General features: G+C 42.7%; 7 protein-coding genes and 2 riboswitches. Of the genes, 4 read left to right on the top strand and 3 right to left on the bottom strand.

Translation table 11 applies throughout. The features are described 5' to 3' along the window. Positions 1-853: 853 nt before the first annotated feature. Positions 854-5,275 (bottom strand): DUF4430 domain-containing protein, encoded by a 4,422-nt coding sequence (locus DV702_RS00210; protein WP_240315705.1) that lies wholly within the window; start codon positions 5,273-5,275, stop codon positions 854-856. 126 nt (positions 5,276-5,401) lie between these two features. Then, positions 5,402-5,589: riboswitch (cobalamin riboswitch) on the bottom strand. A gap of 920 nt (positions 5,590-6,509) precedes the next feature. Continuing rightward, positions 6,510-6,607, top strand: a riboswitch (TPP riboswitch). Between the two features lie 85 nt (positions 6,608-6,692). Here DV702_RS00210 and DV702_RS00205 point away from each other — a divergent pair. From DV702_RS00205 to DV702_RS00195, 3 genes are read left to right on the top strand one after another with little or no spacing between them, the layout of a single operon-like run. Next, positions 6,693-7,463 (top strand): ABC transporter ATP-binding protein, encoded by a 771-nt coding sequence (locus tag DV702_RS00205; protein WP_114922885.1) that lies wholly within the window; start codon positions 6,693-6,695, stop codon positions 7,461-7,463. After that, a complete protein-coding gene (locus DV702_RS00200) occupies positions 7,460-8,212 on the top strand; it encodes an ABC transporter permease (protein WP_114922884.1) in 753 nt (250 codons plus the stop codon). The genes DV702_RS00205 and DV702_RS00200 overlap by 4 nt, the downstream gene beginning before the upstream one ends. Beyond that, complete coding sequence (locus DV702_RS00195; protein ID WP_114922883.1) at positions 8,209-9,222, top strand: ABC transporter substrate-binding protein; 1,014 nt, start codon at positions 8,209-8,211, stop codon at positions 9,220-9,222. The genes DV702_RS00200 and DV702_RS00195 overlap by 4 nt, the downstream gene beginning before the upstream one ends. A gap of 1,007 nt (positions 9,223-10,229) precedes the next feature. On the opposite strand, the gene DV702_RS00190 is transcribed toward DV702_RS00195, so the two are convergent. Continuing rightward, entirely contained in the window at positions 10,230-13,109 is a 2,880-nt protein-coding gene (locus DV702_RS00190) for a S8 family serine peptidase (protein ID WP_114922882.1), read from the bottom strand. A gap of 157 nt (positions 13,110-13,266) precedes the next feature. Then, positions 13,267-14,931, bottom strand: coding sequence for a glycerol-3-phosphate dehydrogenase/oxidase (locus DV702_RS00185; protein WP_114922881.1), 1,665 nt, complete (start codon positions 14,929-14,931; stop codon positions 13,267-13,269). A gap of 1,363 nt (positions 14,932-16,294) precedes the next feature. Here DV702_RS00185 and mtnK point away from each other — a divergent pair. Continuing rightward, positions 16,295-17,488: an S-methyl-5-thioribose kinase gene (gene mtnK / locus DV702_RS00175; RefSeq protein WP_114922879.1), complete on the top strand. Its 1,194-nt coding sequence runs from the start codon at positions 16,295-16,297 to the stop codon at positions 17,486-17,488. Positions 17,489-17,496 lie beyond the last annotated feature (8 nt).

The raw sequence follows: 17,496 nt of genomic DNA, 5'->3' as shown, positions 1-17,496 counted from the left end.
ATTTCAAGTAGTTTATGTTCGTCCAGAAGTTGGAGTGAGGTAAGTGACTTCTCCTTTGCAGTGCAGAAAAAGAGTGTACGTGCTAGGATTCTCCCTGCAGAACCGGACGCTTTCCTGAGGGGACGCGGCGGACTCGCCAGAAGTGCGTTGGCGATTACGCCTGTCAAGTGCCAAAATGTGCTCCTTCTCGCTGCGCTTCACTCGCAAAAGCCGTCCTTCGCTACGGCTTTTCCTGATCCTCCAGGAGTCGCCGGTTCTTCCGGGAGAATCCTTGAGGTTGTGTCGGGATGTCAGTCTGTGTTCGTCCAGAAATAGAGTATGGCAAGTTACTCTTCCTGAATATTGTAGGTAAAGCTTTGGATTGCCTGACGAATGCGTATATAGTCATTTATTTTTTACTCAATTCATCGAGACAGTCATAGTAGCTAGCAACACTTCATCGCTTTTTAACTTCAAAGCGGTCGCATGGTATCAGACGAGTCCACTTGGTTTTCCCCCCTACAAAGAGTGATCAACCTGTCTTGCACACACAAAGTACGGCTGAAGCTGGAAGACGATCGACTCCGAGAGGATAAGGGTGACAGGTGTAACTCGCAGCGCTTGACGGTCCACCGCGTCCCCTCCGGAAAGCGTATCGTCTGGAAGCGCAAGCCGCAAGACACTTCAATTCAGCTTTGCTCCATCTTATAATCTTAATCTCAGTATTCCAGCTAGTCGAAGTCGTCCACTTATTTCTATTACCTAACTCGCTTTTAAACGAATGAATTACCCATAATATGGTTACTCAACAGGCGTTTATAGAAAAAAGACTGCCACAAAAGTCTTTTTGCTGACTTTTGTGACAGTGCATTTTTTATTCTACAACGAAGATTTTACGTATAGGTTCTTTTATTACTTTACCACTCGCTGAAGTAACGCCAGTAATCGTAATATAGTACAATTCACCTTGTGTATATCCTTTAGTTGGTACGACTTTTAGTGACCTGCCATCTGCTCCAACTACCAATGTAGCTTCGACAAGCTCACCCGCTCCATTTCGGACAATTACTTTTTCGTCATTGTTTGCATCTTGCGATAAAGGTGCTGAAAATTTAATCTCCCATTCTTTTGTAGGTTTCACTCCACCTTCAGATTGGAAGTACGAGTATGGCTGATCATTGTCTAATACTATTACTTTCGGTTCTCCTGGAGGCAATTCAATTCCTTGTAAAGCGTCAATTGCTTTTCCAGCTTCACCGATTTGTACAATGACAAATCCGCCTATTTCTTCTGTTTTCTCAACTTTTGCTGGTTGAAGTTCGCCTGTTTTCTCATCTTTCACTTGAATATGAAGTTTTCCGCCTTCAACAGTAGCTTCTATATGTTCAGGTGCTTTTACCGGCGGTTCAGGCTTAGGCTCCGGTTTTGGATCTGGTTTTGGATCTGGCTTTGGATCTGGTTTAGGGTCTGGTTTTGGATCCGGGTTCCAGTTATCCCCCAAATCTGCTCCCAAGTTTCTTGTATACTGCCATCGTAAAACATCATCTTTCTTTAGCGTATAGATACCAGCACTAAACTGCGGAAATTCACCATTTACTGAATACATCCAGCCACTTTGTGGACCGCCATCGAATTCGCCTAAATCATTTATGACTTTGACATATACGGTCGGCCCTACTCCTTCATAACCTAATGAGATAGAACGTTTTTCTAATTCCCGCTTTAATGCGGTAAATGCTGTATCTCCTGATTGAATCTCTATTTTTTTCGGACTAATAATGTCCCCTGCATCCATCGTTCGTGCTTCTACAGAAAATGTGATGGTAGTAGGTTGAGTGGGTGGTATAATAGCTACAATTATTGATTGATCGTACTGCTTAATCGCTTGTTTCAATAACTCTACCGCTTCATTGACTTTTGCTTGTTCTGCTTGTTCGTCTGTTTCAGTTGTTTTGGCTGTTGAAATCGCTTGTTGTAATGTATCACGATCCTCTTTCTTATAAGTTCCAGCAGTCGTTCCTTCTTGCGTTGTCTCAAGTCTTTGTTCTGCTGTTTTGATTGTGGAAGTTAGCTGTGCCTTCTCTACTACTGGTTCACTTGGCTCCGTACCTTCGACTGCTGAAAATTGTTGCCAAATGGATTGGCCTGTTTTGATTTCGTGTAAAGCAATCAATGATTGTTCCGTTGCTTTTAGATTTATCATTTTTCGTGGGGTTAACATATAAGTGAACGCGCCGTTGTCCATTTGATACTTACTTAGTGAAGTGAGAGGAGTGACTCCATCCTTTTGCCACTCGGCAGCGTTGACATCTTCCCCAACTGCGATTAATCCAGAGAGGACAGTTGCGATACTATTAGAGTTTTCACTTCCCCATGCTCCCCATCCAGCGGTAGCCATTTGTTGTTCGCGTAACACTTGCTTCGCGCGGTCAATTGCTGCTTTCACCGCACTTTCATCTTGGTAATTCGCAAGCGTTAATAAAACCATACCTGTCATGTCCGCGTCTGCTGGATCAGAGGCTTTAGTTGACAATGAAAATCCACCAGTATCTTTTTCTTGCTTCAATAAATGCTCCAGTGCTTTCTCTTTCGCTTGCGCATCCCATGTCCCGACATTTTGGCCACGTTTTTCTCCGGTATCTAGCGCAAGCATTGCCCACGTATGTTTATTGCTGCCACCGAATGACCCGTCCTCTTTTTGCTGTGCCGCTAGTTCCGCGTACAGATTGCGCTTCGTTTCCCACGCATTAGAAGGGTCTTTTCCAGCCGCTAACAAACCGAAAATGTAGCGAATGTGATGAGTGTCACTTTCATCCACTTTCAAACCAGGATCAGTCGTCACCCAAGTCGGGAGCGACACAGTTCCATCCTTCACTTTTTCACTGACCGCGTTAAGTGCCACGACTTCCATCCAGCCGAGCTCTGGTACATCATAGCCAAATGTTTCTTCTTTGTATCGTTCCTCTTCATAGAAACGCAATGTATCCGCAATCATTTCTTCTGCCGACCGAATAACGACCGGTTTCTGAGGCATATTATATGCAGATCTCTTTTGATTGGATACAATCGATTGTTCTGTAGGACTAATTTGAATCATTTTGTCTGGTACTGTTCCAGTAAGCGTCAAGCGCACTTTTTGATTCGTTTGTACGTCTACTTCACTTACTGTCAACTCATCTTGTGCGATACTCCAGTTCGCTTTATCTGAAGCTGCTTCTGTAAACGTATCCCCTGTGACAGTTACTTCAATCGTTGGATTGACATCTCCGACAGTTAATTTTGTGGCAGAAAGCAATGTTGCATTACGTTTATAATAGAGATGAATAGTATCTTCGTTTTGCAATTCATTATCTATATAAGAAGTATAGGACTCGTTATTGACGCTAATAAACCAATGGTCACTGCCGCCTAACTGTCCTTTTTGTTCATCATTGATAGAGAAAAAGTTCTTTTTCAACTTATCGGTTTCAAACTTCACATTATTTTCTGTTAGTAATGCCTCTACTATTTGCAAGATCGTACTACCCGGTTCAAACGTAACTGTTGTTTGTGGAATGATCGTCTCACTCAAACCATCAATCTGAACGGTTGCAGTAGGTTTTACGGGTTCTTTCGTCATCTTAATACGATTCCACACCGAGTTCCCAGCTTTCATATCCGCTAAAGCAAGCAATACTTGTTCTGTTGACATAAGGTTCGTTGTAGGGTAATCGCTTTTCCATATAAATGAACCGTCTTCTTTTTGGAATCCTTTTATTGCGTCTAGTACAGTATTTCCTTTTACTTGCCAATCAGTTGTTAGCACGTCTTCATTTATGGCAAGCAGACCCCAAATAGCTGTAGCTAAGGAATTGGCATTATCCCCACTCCATGCCGATTTGAAGCCGCCGGTTTGAAGTTGCAATTGCTGCGCTCTTAATAAGCCTTTTGCTTTTTCGATTGCCGTATCGACAGCACTATTGCCTTGATAATTGGCTAGTGTGATTAATGCCATGCCCGTCAAATCAGGGTCAGACACTGTTCCACTTAATGCATAGCCGCCATCTTCGTTTTGTTTACTAATTAAATAGTCTAGCGCTTGTTGTTTCGCATCTTCATTCCACGTGCCCAAATCTGCGCCCAATCGTTCACCGGTGTCCATCGCAAGCAATGCCCACATATGTTTGTTGATGCCACCAAATGCGCCTGTTGTTGGGTTTTGCTGTTTCGCTAATTCTGCATACAGATTACGTTTTGAACCCCATGCGCTCGCAGGGTCTTCATTCATCGCAAGCAGTCCGAAAATATAGCGGATATGTTCGGTTCCATGATGAGTTTCTTTCAGATTAGCCGGTTCTTCTTTCTGCCAAGCGGGTAACTTCCATTGTTCATTAAGTAAGTCTTCTCCTGCTGCATATAGTCCGACTAGTGTTTGCCATGAATCGAGTATCATATCTTTTTCTTTATAGAACTGCACGACTTCTTCCAGCATTTGTTCTGCTGAAGGACTCTCGATTGGTTGTTCTGCCTCACCTACGATCACTTGACTATACGGACGAGTAATCGAGCTGAAGTCTCCATCCATCTTTCGAGCTGACAGATGATAGGTGCCAGGTTCTGAGAATATAATAGTAGCAATTCCTTCTGCGTTCGTTTTCACTTCTTGACCGTCTACTAGAAGCGGTTTATCGTCCACAAGGATTGTAGCATCTGAAACGACTTCTTCTATTACCTCATCTGCTTGAAAATCATAGGAAGATGCCGTTAATAGTACGGTTTCTGTTTGATTTGCAGTCGTAGTGACTTGTTTCTGATCAAACCAAGCATATTTTGTTGTAGAGTAATCCGGTGTAAAAAATACTGTCACTTCATCATTTGGCGATAATGCATATTCCCCTACGCCTCTATCTACGTATTGATCATTTACATAATACATCCAGCCATCCATAGGCGGATTTACTTCAAATGTTTCGATGCCGTCAATTTTCGTAATATACGCGCCATTTCCGAAGTTGAATTTATCGGTATTCGTCACGTTATGGCCGTTCGTTTCCAACGCCTTTACAATTGCATAAATAGCGAGTGGACTGTTTGCATCCAAGCTATTTTTTCCGACAGCATGTGTAATATTATAAGGTGAAAAACTTACTTCCGTTGCTGGTAAAATGGTACGATCATAGCTTTCTATTCGAAGCTTTACCGTAATGTCCTCTGATGGTTCTACTTCCGAACTTATCGCATGAACAACGGGATTAAAAAATGATAAAATCAATAAAAAGCTGACTACTACGGAAAACCACTTTCTTGCTACTTTCATCTTCCCCAATGATTTCTACCTCCAATTTTTCTACAAAATAAAGCCCTTGCCTCCAGAAAGAGACAAGGGCATATGTATGTGTGTACAGAATTCTACCACAAAACATGCACACCTTTTTCCGGAAGGCTACTAGCATAGTATTGTGGCAAGTCTCCTGACTTATGGATACAAACGCAACTTCAACCTTCCCAGTTATGCACCAGTGGTTACTTGAAATTACTTTCCATTTACAGTGGCCGGACCGTCCAGGATTTTCACCTGATTCCTTTTTCAACTTTGCAAACTGGCAAAGTACCAAAATACTTTATATAACTATCTTTGATTTTATAGCAATTGTTTGTGAAACGCAATACGACATAAATAAGAACAGACGAGCCTGTGCAGTGAAGAAAATAAGGATACGTGCTAGGATTCTCCTGTACAGTGCAGAAAAGTAGGGTACGTATGAGGATTCTCCCTACAGAACCGGACGCTTTCCTGAGGGCACGCGGCGGACTCGCCAAAAGTGCGTTGGCGATTACGCCTGACGCGCTGATCCTCCAGGAGTCGCCGGTTCTTCCGGGAGAATCCTTGAAGTAGTGTCCGTAAGTCAGTTGGTGTTCGTCCAGAAATAGAGTTTGGTAAGTTCTGCTTCCTAAACAGTGTGGTGAAGCTTTGAATTTGCTGACTGAATGTATATAAGGTCATTTTTTCACTCAGTTCATCGAAACAGTCATAGTAGCTAGCCACACTTCACCGCTTTTTAACTTCAAAAACGGTCGCATTGTATCAGACAAGTCTACTTACTTGGTCTTTCACCACCTACAAAGAGTGATCAAACTGTCTTGCCTACACAAAGTACGGCTGAAGCTGGAAGACGATCGACTCCGGGAGGATCAGGAAAAGCCGTTGCGAAGGACGGCTTTTGCGAGTGAAGCGCAGCGAGAAGGAGCACATCTTTGCATTTGACAGGTGTAACTCGCAGCGCACTTTTGCGAGGTCCACCGCGTCCCCTCCGGAAAGCGTATCGTCTGGAAGCGCAAGCCCAAGAATCTTCAAGTCAGCTCCACTCCATCTAACAAACGAACATGAAGTAGCACACAAGCCCACGTAGTCTTTCACCCCCTACAAAGAGTGATCAACCTGTCTTGCACACACAAAGTACGGCTGGAAGCGCAAGACTCAAGACATTCCAAGTCAGCCTCAATTTGTCTTATCTTGACTAACTACTAATACTATGCAACTATAAGAGATGGATAAACACTAGGGGTGCTTTCGCTGAGAGAGGCTGTGGCCTTAACCCTTTAACCTGCACTAGATAATGCTAGCGGAGGGAAGTGAACATATAGACGGATTTTTGCCGTACTATGCAACCACTTCGCAAATAGAAGTGGTGTTTTTGCGTAGAGGATTTTAAGAAAAGAGAAGTGATTCCTACATGAGAAAGACTGTACTCGCATTTGATAACGTTTCATTTCATTACCAAGCAGCTAAGTCTTCAGCTCCTACTGCCATTTTAGATCAAGTGAGTTTACGTGTGCAGGAAGGCGAATTTGTTAGTATCATCGGACCTAGTGGTTATGGAAAAAGTACACTCTTTCGACTCGTGACCGGCCTAGATAATCCACAGTCAGGACAGATTTTCCTGAATGGGGAAGCATCCGCCAACCGACTGGGTAAAGTAGGCTATATGCCACAACAGGATCTTTTAATGCCATGGCGAACGATACTAGAAAACGTAAGACTTCCACTTGAATTGCAAGGAAAGAAACAAGCGCATGCACGGATTATCCAATTACTTGCAGATTTTGGATTAGCAGGCGTGGAACACACTTATCCCGCAAATTTATCAGGTGGTATGCGACAACGTGTTTCTTTTTTACGTACGGTGCTGACAGGATCGAATGTATTACTGCTCGACGAACCTTTCAGTGCACTTGATGCAATTACACGCTTGACGATGCAAGAATGGCTTGTCGATCAATGGCAAAAATTTGATAAGACGATATTATTTATTACGCACGATATAGATGAAGCATTATTTTTGTCCGACCGTATTTTCGTCTTAGCTGAAAAACCTGTAACAACGATACGTGAAATCATCGTTCCGCTAGATCGACCACGGACGATGCGGGACTTGGCTCAACTTGAAATGATCGAGTTAAAAGAACGATTAGTTTCGGAGCTGCGTTCGGAGGCGCGTCTATGAAGAAATTACTTTCCTACACATGGTCAATCGCATTTGTCATGATTTTACTAGTTATTTGGGAAATAGGTGCACGTCTGTATGACAAAAGTTTTCTCTTTCCCTCTCCATCGGCGATTCTTTTAAAGCTATGGGAACTTAAAGCAGAGCTGTTTATCCATCACTTACCGCCCACAGCTTTAACTATTTTGATCGGACTCACTATTTCTGTCGTGATCGGCTCTGCGTTGGCCATTTCGATGTATATGAAGAAACCGATTGAGCAGGCGTTTTATCCAATTTTGATCGCATCGCAGACGATCCCTATTATCGCACTTGCACCCATTTTCGTACTTTGGCTCGGTTATAGTATTTGGAGTAAAGTAGCGGTCACTGTGCTCATTACATTTTTCCCGATTACAGTTAGCGTTTTCGATGGTTTGCGCTCTTCTGATCGTAATCTGCGAGAGCTAATGCTGACAATGGGAGCATCAACAAAAGATATTTTTCTTAAATTAGATATCCCTTCTGCTCTTCCGTCTTTCTTTTCAGGACTAAAAGTAGCAGTTACATTAAGCGTCATCGGTGCCGCCATTGGAGAATGGCTTGGCGCACAAGCAGGGCTTGGCTATTTTAGCCGTAGAATGATGACACAATTTGATAGTGCAGCAGTATTCGCCCCGATAGTTTTACTTTCTGCAGTGGGCATTATCTGCTTCCTGATTGTCGTTTTATTAGAAAAAATATGTTTACATTGGAGGAAGCATCAATGAAAAAGCGCTTTTTATTCGGTATTGTCTTTCTACTACTAGCACTTGCAGGCTGCAGTACTAGTGACGACTCAAAGACTACTGAAGAAACACCGAAAGAAGAGAAGAAAAAGGTCAGCATTATGCTCGATTGGTATCCAAATGCAGTACATAGTTATTTGTACGTTGCACAGGAAAAAGGATATTTCGATGAGGAAAACGTAGAAGTAGTCATTCAATTCCCAGCTAACCCGACCGACCCGATGAATTTGACGGCAGCTGGTAAAGTTACACTCGGATTTTATTATCAGCCAGACGTAATTTTGGCACAGGCGAATGAGCAAGTTCCTGTTAAAGCGATCGCGTCCATCGTCCGTGAACCACTTAATTACACGGTGATGTTAGAAGATAGTCCGATCCAGTCGCCGAAAGAATTGGAAGATAAAATTGTCGGCTATCCAGGTATTCCATTGAATGAATCTTTGATCAAAACGATGGTGACACATGATGGCGGTGACTACGATAAAGTGAAAATGATTGACGTTGGTTTCGACTTAGAGGCGTCCGTAGTATCTGAACGAGTGGATGCTGTAACGGGAACATTCATCAATCATGAAGTTCCTGTAATGGAAAGTAAAGGATACAAAGCGCGTTATTTTAACCCTGTAGAATATGGTGTGCCAAACTATAGTGAAATTGTTTTGGTAACGAGTGATGATACGTGGAAAAAAGATCAAGAAGCGATTCAATCGTTTTGGAGAGCAGCTGAAAAGGGCTATCATTTCATGAAGGAAAATCCAGAAGAAGCACTTGAGATTTTACTGAGTAATCAGGACCAAGCAAATTTCCCGCTCGATCAAGCTATCGAGACAGAAAGCTTGAATGTGTTGTTGCCTAAAATGGATTCGGACAATGCGGAATTTGGAGATCTTGATCCGACTTCGTGGGAAGAAGTTCGTGACTGGCTAAAGGAAATGGAGCTTATTACAACTACTCCAGATGTTGATGAGATGATTATTGATATGAAGTCTTAATATCAAGCCTGTCGATTAACCGTATTATGTATAATTCATTCCTTCATTTAAAGTGAGTTTGACTATGGCGATTGGGTGGAGTAAGGCTGACTTGGAATATCCTGCGGCTTGCGCTTCCAGACGATACGCTTTCCGGAGGGGGCGCGGTGGACCTCGCAAAAGTGCTCTGCGAGTTACACCTGTGGCCCTGATCCTCCCGGAGTCGATCGTCTGTAAGCTCCAAGCCGTACTTAGTGTGTGCAAGACAGGTTGATCACTCTTTGTAGGTAGTGAAAAACAAGTAGACTTGTCTGATATAATGCGACCGTTTTTGAAGTTAAAAGCGGTGAAGTGTTGCTGGCTACTATGACTGTTTCGATGGACTGAGCAGAAAAAGCAATGACTCTATATGTATTCAATCAGGCAATCCAAAACTTCACCCACACTGTTCAGAAAGCGGAACTTACCACACTCTATTTCTGGACGAACACAAACTGACTTGCAGACACAAACTCAAGGATTCTCCCGGAAGAACCGGCGACTCCTGGAGGATCAGGAAGAGCCGTTGCGAAGGACGGCTTTTACGAGTGAAGCGCAGCGAGAAGGAGCACATCTTTGCACTTGGCAGGCGTAATCGCCAACGCACTTCTGGCGAGTCCGCCGCGTCCCCTCAGGAAAGCGTCCGGTTCTGTAGGGAGAATCCTCACACGTACACAACTTTTCTGATCCGCACCAGAGAAGTTCACTTACCCCACTCTAACTTCTGAACGAACACCAACTGATTTCCCAACAAAAACTCAAGGATTCTCCCGGAAGAACCGGCGACTCCTGGAGGATCAGCACGAAAGGCGTAATCGCCAAAGAACTTTTGGCGAGTCCGCCGCGCTCCCTCAGGAAAGCGTCCGGTTCTGTAGGGAGAATCCTCACACGTACACTCATTTTCTACACTGCATGGGAGAAGTCACTTACCCCACTCCAACTTCTGAACGAGCACCAACTGACTTACTGTTCTCTTTTAAGCGACGTCATTATTTATAAATATAAAATTTTTGTGTAATATACGGCTTCGACTCGCTATTGAATGCTATACCAATCCCGAGCTGAGAATACTCTGGACTAAGTATATTATTGCGATGGCCTAATGAATTCATTAATCCTTCGTGCGCTAAAATACTATTCAAATAGCCTTGCGCAATATTTTCACCCGTAGCATTCGGGCGCAGTCCTATGTTTTCTACACGCTGCGATGCACTTTCTCCACGCAGATTCGTGTGACTAAAGTAATTATTACGCGCCATGTCTTCACTATGCATCCTAGCAGCAGTCGTCAGTAGTTTATTCTCATTCAAGATCGGTAGGCCTGCCGCATGTCTCGCTTGATTGACCAATTCGTGCATGAGTTGTTCAGAGTGTTGTTTATAGCGCTCATTCGGTGTTTTATACCAATACTTTGCGCGCTCTTCAGTCGCTTGATCTATCCATAAAATAGAACGCACTCTGTTCTGATTATGTTGATCGATCAAGAACGTTACATACTTTCCATCGATCATATACGTAGGTTTCAAATCTTGTCCGCTAATATTGTATTTCGTGCGATCTTTCATAATGTACGTTAACGGCTGACCATACTTTCGGATAATTTCATTGCGTGTATCTCCAATATTTCCAGCAAATCTGAAATTATTGTTTACATTCGTCGTATATCCTGCTACTATCTTTCCATTTTTTACTCCGTTCAATTGAAATTCACGATAATCTCTTTTTATATACTCCCAATCAAAATCATAATTACTTTCAAACACATATTTTTGAGCTACAGGTTCGTCTTCTATCACAACATCAAACTTCATCCGCACATCTTTCTTTAATGAAACGAAACGGTCATTTTGCAGATTTTTTGTAATGGTCAAATAGTACGTCCCTTCTTTCCACTCTGTTTCGGGCATGATCAGTAATTGATTGGAAGAGTTAGGATTTGAAAATACAAGGAAAGTATTCACTTGTTCTGAACCATCCGGCGAACGCGATAGAAAAATATCTTTACTATAGTCTCTTCCTACTTGTATTTTCTGATTAAAATGAATAGTAAAGACTTTGTGTTGATTTACAGTCATTGCTGGAAAGTCGCCTACAAATTCTACTTGTGTTTGACCGCCAACGACTGTAACTTTCGCATCCGCTGTCAAGCCACCATCATTTGTTCGTACTGTAATGATGGTACCCCCTGTTTTTTTCCCCGTAATGATTCCGTACTTATCAACTTCAGCAACTTCTGGATTTGACGAAGTCCATGTAACTGAACGGTCTACAGCATCAATTGGTAACACGTTTTCGAATAATGCCGTCATAGGCCGATCGGTATCCCAACCAACTTTCACACGAAGTTCTTTCACTGTGTATTTGCTTTCATAACGAATAGTAGCCGACCCCCAACCAGTCGCGTGTACTATTCCATATTCATCTACCGTTGCTACTTGTCTATTAGATGACATAATACTTGCGTTTGATTCAATTCCAGTCGCCCATTGTTTGCTTTGGCCCACTTGCATAAACATGTGATCCATCGCAAACTCCGGTAGCAATTCTTCTTCATAAACCATTGCTGCTTGTGCATGCACTCGCTTGGCTTCTATAGTCTTTTCTTCATTTGAATAGCTTGTTCTTACATTCATATCTAATGTGACAGAAGCTTTATCCAACTCCACGGTCTGCACCTTAACTTCTGGGACTGCCAGTGCTGCATATACTCTTTCAAGGTTTAGTAATCCTGCTCCGAAGTGCGGATCTTTGCCTGGTTCTCCGAGATCAACCGCCGTATCTTCTAGTATGTTCTTAATCTGTTTTGGTGTAGCGTCTGGTTGTAATGATTTAATCATTGCAGCTGCCCCTGCAACAATAGGCGATGAAAAAGATGTTCCATTGACTGATTTATAACTATTGGCTACCCCTGTCGTATAAATACCGGTCCCGGGTGCAACTAAACTAACGGATGAATTGTAATTTGAAAACGATGAACGTCTATTTTCAATGTCAATCGCACCAACTGAAATGACGTTTTCATACGATGCTGGATAGCTAATAGGATTGCCTTTTAACGCTTCATTACCAGCTGAGGCAACAACGACTATACCTGCTCGAATTGCACGTTGAACTGCCGCATTTTCTGTAGTCGAACGCTCCGCACTGCCTAGACTCATATTAATGACGTCTACTTTTTTCTCTATCGCATAATCAATCGCTTTAATACTATCTGATACATAACTCGTTCCTGTAATATGAGAGACTTTTAAAGGAAGAACTTTTATATGATAAGGACCTGCGACGCCTGTAATTCCTTTTCCATTTCCATACGTCGCAGCAATCACACCGGCTACTCCTGTTCCATGGCCATTCATATCTTCTACATTTGTATTATTGCCGTAAAAATTATAGCCGCCTGATTGAATACGCCCCTGAAGATCTTCGTGTGTACTCGAAATCCCTGAATCGATTACAGCTACAACAATCGCTTTCTTTTGTCGCTTCACGCTTGACCAAAGAGTTTCGGGTTGAAGATGCGGAATCCACCACTGCTTTTCTACGAATGGATCTGACTCTGCATGTAAGTGACGTTCATAATTCGGTTCAACCGATAGAACAGTAGAATCTTCACGTAATTGTTGCGTAATCTGTTCTATATCCGCATCTTCTGCAAAACTCCACAGTTCTACTTTGGGCGCTATTTGTTCTATTGTTTCTACTCCTTCCACTGAAGGTTCTTCAGCTAATGAATGCTGAACATCTCCATACTCAATTAACCACTCTGTAGTTGCAGCGCCACTTTGTGCACGAACCTCTATAGACGAAAAACCGCATACAGTTAGCAATATGAATACGAATGCAATGATCGGACGGTTTATAAATTTCATAATTCCCCTTCTCTCTAGTTTTCTACTACTATTATAGTAGTACAATACACCAATTATCTAGTGCCTTATATACAGCTTATTCAAACTATCTTCAAAGCATTGCTATGTAAATAGTAAAACCCTCTACCATTGAATACATGATAGAGGGGCGTCATTGCTATTTTCTTACTTCTCCAATACATAGTCGTTTCGTATATTCTAGCGATTCCGTCATAGACTTCTTCGTCTCACCGGACCAACCAAGCAGATGAGCCATACAGTCTATTACGGGTTGTTGCCACTCATTGACCCATTCAATGTTGAATAGTAACGCCCCTGTTCGCCGCCAGAAAAAATCCACTGGTGTACAAACAAACTCTTTTTGAATAGAATACCAAACTTGCGCATAGATAGTAACTGGCAATTTCGCTCGTTCTGCGTCTGCTTTTCCATTTTGGATCACACCGAATAATTCATCTACATTGGAACCATAACGTTTAACCAATACGCGTGCTTCTTCTTCCGTCAGTCCCAGCGCTCTACCTTCTTTTACTTTTACCTTACTAAAAGCTTCAAATCCTTTGGAACCACCTACATGACCGCCTGAAATAGGTAACTTTTTCGTTCGTCCAGCTGGCACTTTTAATCCGTAGTGCTTTTTCCAATCTTTAGCGATCATATCCACTACAGTTTCTGCCATTTTACGATAGCCCGTCAGTTTTCCACCCGCTATTGTCAATAAGCCAGAGTCCGAAACCCAAATTTCATCTTTACGAGAAATTGCGGAAGCACTTTTCCCTTCTTCCTGAATCAACGGTCTAAGCCCTGCCCAACCAGACTCGATTTGTTCTTCCGTAATCGATAACGTTGGGAAAACGAATCGAATCGCTTCCAATAAGTACTCTTTATCTTCTAATGTAATTTGGGGATCTGTCATACTTCCTTGGTAATCTGTATCTGTCGTTCCTATATACGTTTTGCCATCACGCGGAATTGCGAGAACCATTCGACCGTCCGATGTGTCAAAGTAAATCGTTTGTTCTAGAGGAAAGACGCTTTGATCGAAAACCAAATGCACACCTTTCGTCAAATGCAACTGCTTTTTATCCGGCGCTTCGTCTCTTACTCGTACTTCGTTGACCCACGGACCTGCCGCATTGACTACTTTTTTGGCGCGAATGACTCCTAACTTCCCTGTTAGTTGATCAATCGTTAACACACCCGCCACTTTCCCGTCTTGATACATAAAATCAGTCACTTTTGTATAATTTAAAATGGATGCGCCATAACGAGCAGCTTCCTTCATGACTTCAATCGTTAAACGCGCATCATCCGAGCGATATTCCACAAACTTCCCAGCGCCGAGTAACCCTTCTGGATTAAACTTTGGTTCTGCTTGAAGTGTCTCTTTTTTCGTCAGCATACTCTTTCGTTCCGACTTTTTCACGCCAGCCAATATATCATACACTCGCAAGCCGATAGAACTACTGAATTTTCCGAATGTACCATTTTTATAAATCGGCAATAATAACCATGCCGGCGTTGTTACATGCGGGCCATTCTCATACACGATCGCACGCTCTCGTCCTGTTTGATAGACAATTTTAAATTCAAGATTTTTTAAATAACGTAGCCCACCATGAATCATCTTCGTCGAGCGGCTGGAAGTGCCCGCCGCAAAATCTTGCATTTCTACTAAAGCCGTATTCAGACCACGACTTGCTGCATCTAGTGCTATCCCAGCTCCCGTCACACCGCCCCCTATTACTAGCACGTCAAAATCTTCAGTTTCCATCGTCTGTAGTATGTGTTCCCGCTTAAAGCGAGTCTGTTGATCGATCATATATAGACAAGCCCCCGTATGTAAGATGTTGTTTCCATAATACTACAACGAATTGAAAAATGTTCAAAGTTGAATGAAATTTTAGTGAAAACTAGTGTATGTATATATCAAGCCTGTTCATTAACCGTAGAAAGGAGTTAGCTTTTGGAAGGAAAGTGCTTTTGACAAGTGGTTGTAGAGGTAGTGTACGTGTTAGGATTCTCCCTACAGAACCGGACGCTTTCCTGAGGGGACGCGGCGGACTCGCCAGAAGTTCTTTGGCGATTACGCCTGTCAAGTGCAAAGATGTGCTCCTTCTCGCTGCGCTTCACTCGCAAAAGCCGTCCTTCGCAACGGCTCTTCCTGATCCTCCAGGAGTCGCCGGTTCTTCCGGGAGAATCCTTGAGTTTGTGTTCGTAAGTCAGTTTGTGTTCGTCCAGAAATAGAGTATGGTAAGCTCTACTTCCTGAACAGTGTAGATAAAGCTTTGGATTGCCTGATTGAATACATATAGAGTCATTGCTTGTTCCACTCAGTCCATCGAAATAGTCATAGTAGCTGATGTTGGTCTTTCACCACATACAAAGAGTGATCAACCTGTCTTGCACACGCTAAGTTTCGGCTGAAGCTGGAAGACGATCGACTCCGGGAGGATCAGGACGACAGGTGTAACTCGTAGCGCTTGACGGTCCACCGCGTCCCCTCCGGAAAGCGTATCGTCTGGAAGCGCAAGCCGCAAGACACTCCAAGTCAGCTTCACTCCATCCAATAAACGAACATGAAGTAGCAGACAAGCCCACGTATTTTTCACCACATACAAAGAGTGATCAAACTGTTTTGCCTACACTAAGTAAGGCTCGCGCTTACAGACGATCGACTCCGGGAGGTTCAGGGAAAGCCGTAGCGAAGGACGGCTTTTGCGAGTGAAGCGTAGCGAGAAGGAGCACATCTTTGCATTTGACAGGTGTAACCCGCAGCGCTTGACGGTCCACCGCGTCCCCTCCGGAAAGCGTATCGTCTGGAAGCGTAAGCCGCATGACACGCTAAGTCAGCGTCACTCCATACAATAACCATAGTCAAACTCGATTTAAAATAAATTACTGAGTGAATCATGCATAATATGGTTTACGGTCAGTCTTTTATATATTTTTGCTACGTCTTTGTTCACTTGTCGAATTTACTGAAATACTTAAAATTAATTGACAACTAGCTAACATCATGTAATAATTTCTACATGTTTAGTAAGGTTTTTTGCATTCTTTTCATAAACAACTAGAGAAACCAGCAGAATGACTGGATTCAACTTTGCACTAGATACACAATTGTTTGTAAAAGACCTGTCCCCAGTGGATAGGTCTTTTTTATACTAGAGGAGGACCAGCGAATGGGCGTATTTACAAATGAGCAAATATATAATTCGTATCGTTTTTTGGAGACTGAAGATATTATTCAATACGTGAAAAATCTTGGGCTTTTTTTAGAGTCGGAAGAAGTAGATGTAATTGAAGTAAGCGACGGTAAGATTAACCACGTCTATCGATTACGCTGCGGTGAAAAAACCGTCATTTTTAAACAAGCTGTTCCCTATGCAAGAGTGGTTGGAGAATCTATGCCGCTGCCTCTAGATCGCGTTCGTATCGAAGCACAAGTAATGGAGCACTATGCGAAAATCATTCCAGGTAGTGTCCCTGAAGTTATGCATTTGGATGAAGTGATGGCCGTGGTCGTAATGGAAGACATGTTACCGCTTGAAGTAGGTCGCACTGCATTAATTAATGGTAGTGAATCCGCTAGTTTCGCTGCCGACATCGGTGAAATGAGCGCAAAAACATTATTTTATACGTCTGACTTTTATTTAGAATCAACGGTCAAAAAGAATTTACAAGCTTCACTCGCCAATCCTGGCATGAGACAACTTACGGAGCAATTAGTATTTGATTGGCCGTATAGTTTTCATGAAACGAATGAATTTGAAGAAGGCATGCGCAGTGATGTAAAGTTTATAAGCCAAGATCAGCGGTTGCTGCTTGAAGTCGCGCAGCTGAAACATACATTCATGACGAAATCCGATGCTTTAATTCATGGTGACTTGCATAGTGGCGCTATTTTCGTTGGAGATGACCGCACCGTAATTTTCGACACAGAATTCGCACTATTCGGTCCATTCGGTTTCGATCTTGGACAATTCATTGCAAACCTATTGTTAAATGGACTGGCATTCCCGGCATATAAAGAAAAACGTTTCGAACAAGCAAATGAAGCTTGGTATGCTTTTGCGGAAACGTTTGCTAATTTATGGCACACTGAATCCAAAGAACGCTATACGAAAGTAGATGGCTTCCATACGATCATTATGGAAGAGCTATTTGAGGATCTAATTGGTTTCGCTGGCTGCGAATTAGTCAGACGCGCTATTAGTATCGCCCAAATTCCTGATATGAATGTTGAAACAGATGAAGCGCTACGCATGGCGGCAAGAAAAAACGTCCTTGCACTCGGTAAGCATTTAATTATGGAACGTAAAAATATTCATTCGCTGGAACAACTGCGTCACTGGTTCCAAGCAACTAATTACTAAAGGAGGCA

Source organism: Sporosarcina sp. PTS2304 (assembly GCF_003351785.1).
Taxonomy (GTDB): Bacteria; Bacillota; Bacilli; order Bacillales_A; family Planococcaceae; genus Sporosarcina.
The sequence above is the reverse complement of the archived record's forward strand: the minus strand, read 5'-3'. Positions and strand labels throughout refer to the sequence as shown.

Coding starts and splice junctions, on each gene's coding strand:
- DV702_RS00210 (WP_240315705.1), bottom strand. CDS start 5,275: ATGAAAGTAGCAAGAAAGTGGTTTTCCGTAGTAGTCAGCTTTTTATTG.
- DV702_RS00205 (WP_114922885.1), top strand. CDS start 6,693: ATGAGAAAGACTGTACTCGCATTTGATAACGTTTCATTTCATTACCAA.
- DV702_RS00200 (WP_114922884.1), top strand. CDS start 7,460: ATGAAGAAATTACTTTCCTACACATGGTCAATCGCATTTGTCATGATT.
- DV702_RS00195 (WP_114922883.1), top strand. CDS start 8,209: ATGAAAAAGCGCTTTTTATTCGGTATTGTCTTTCTACTACTAGCACTT.
- DV702_RS00190 (WP_114922882.1), bottom strand. CDS start 13,109: ATGAAATTTATAAACCGTCCGATCATTGCATTCGTATTCATATTGCTA.
- DV702_RS00185 (WP_114922881.1), bottom strand. CDS start 14,931: ATGATCGATCAACAGACTCGCTTTAAGCGGGAACACATACTACAGACG.
- mtnK (WP_114922879.1), top strand. CDS start 16,295: ATGGGCGTATTTACAAATGAGCAAATATATAATTCGTATCGTTTTTTG.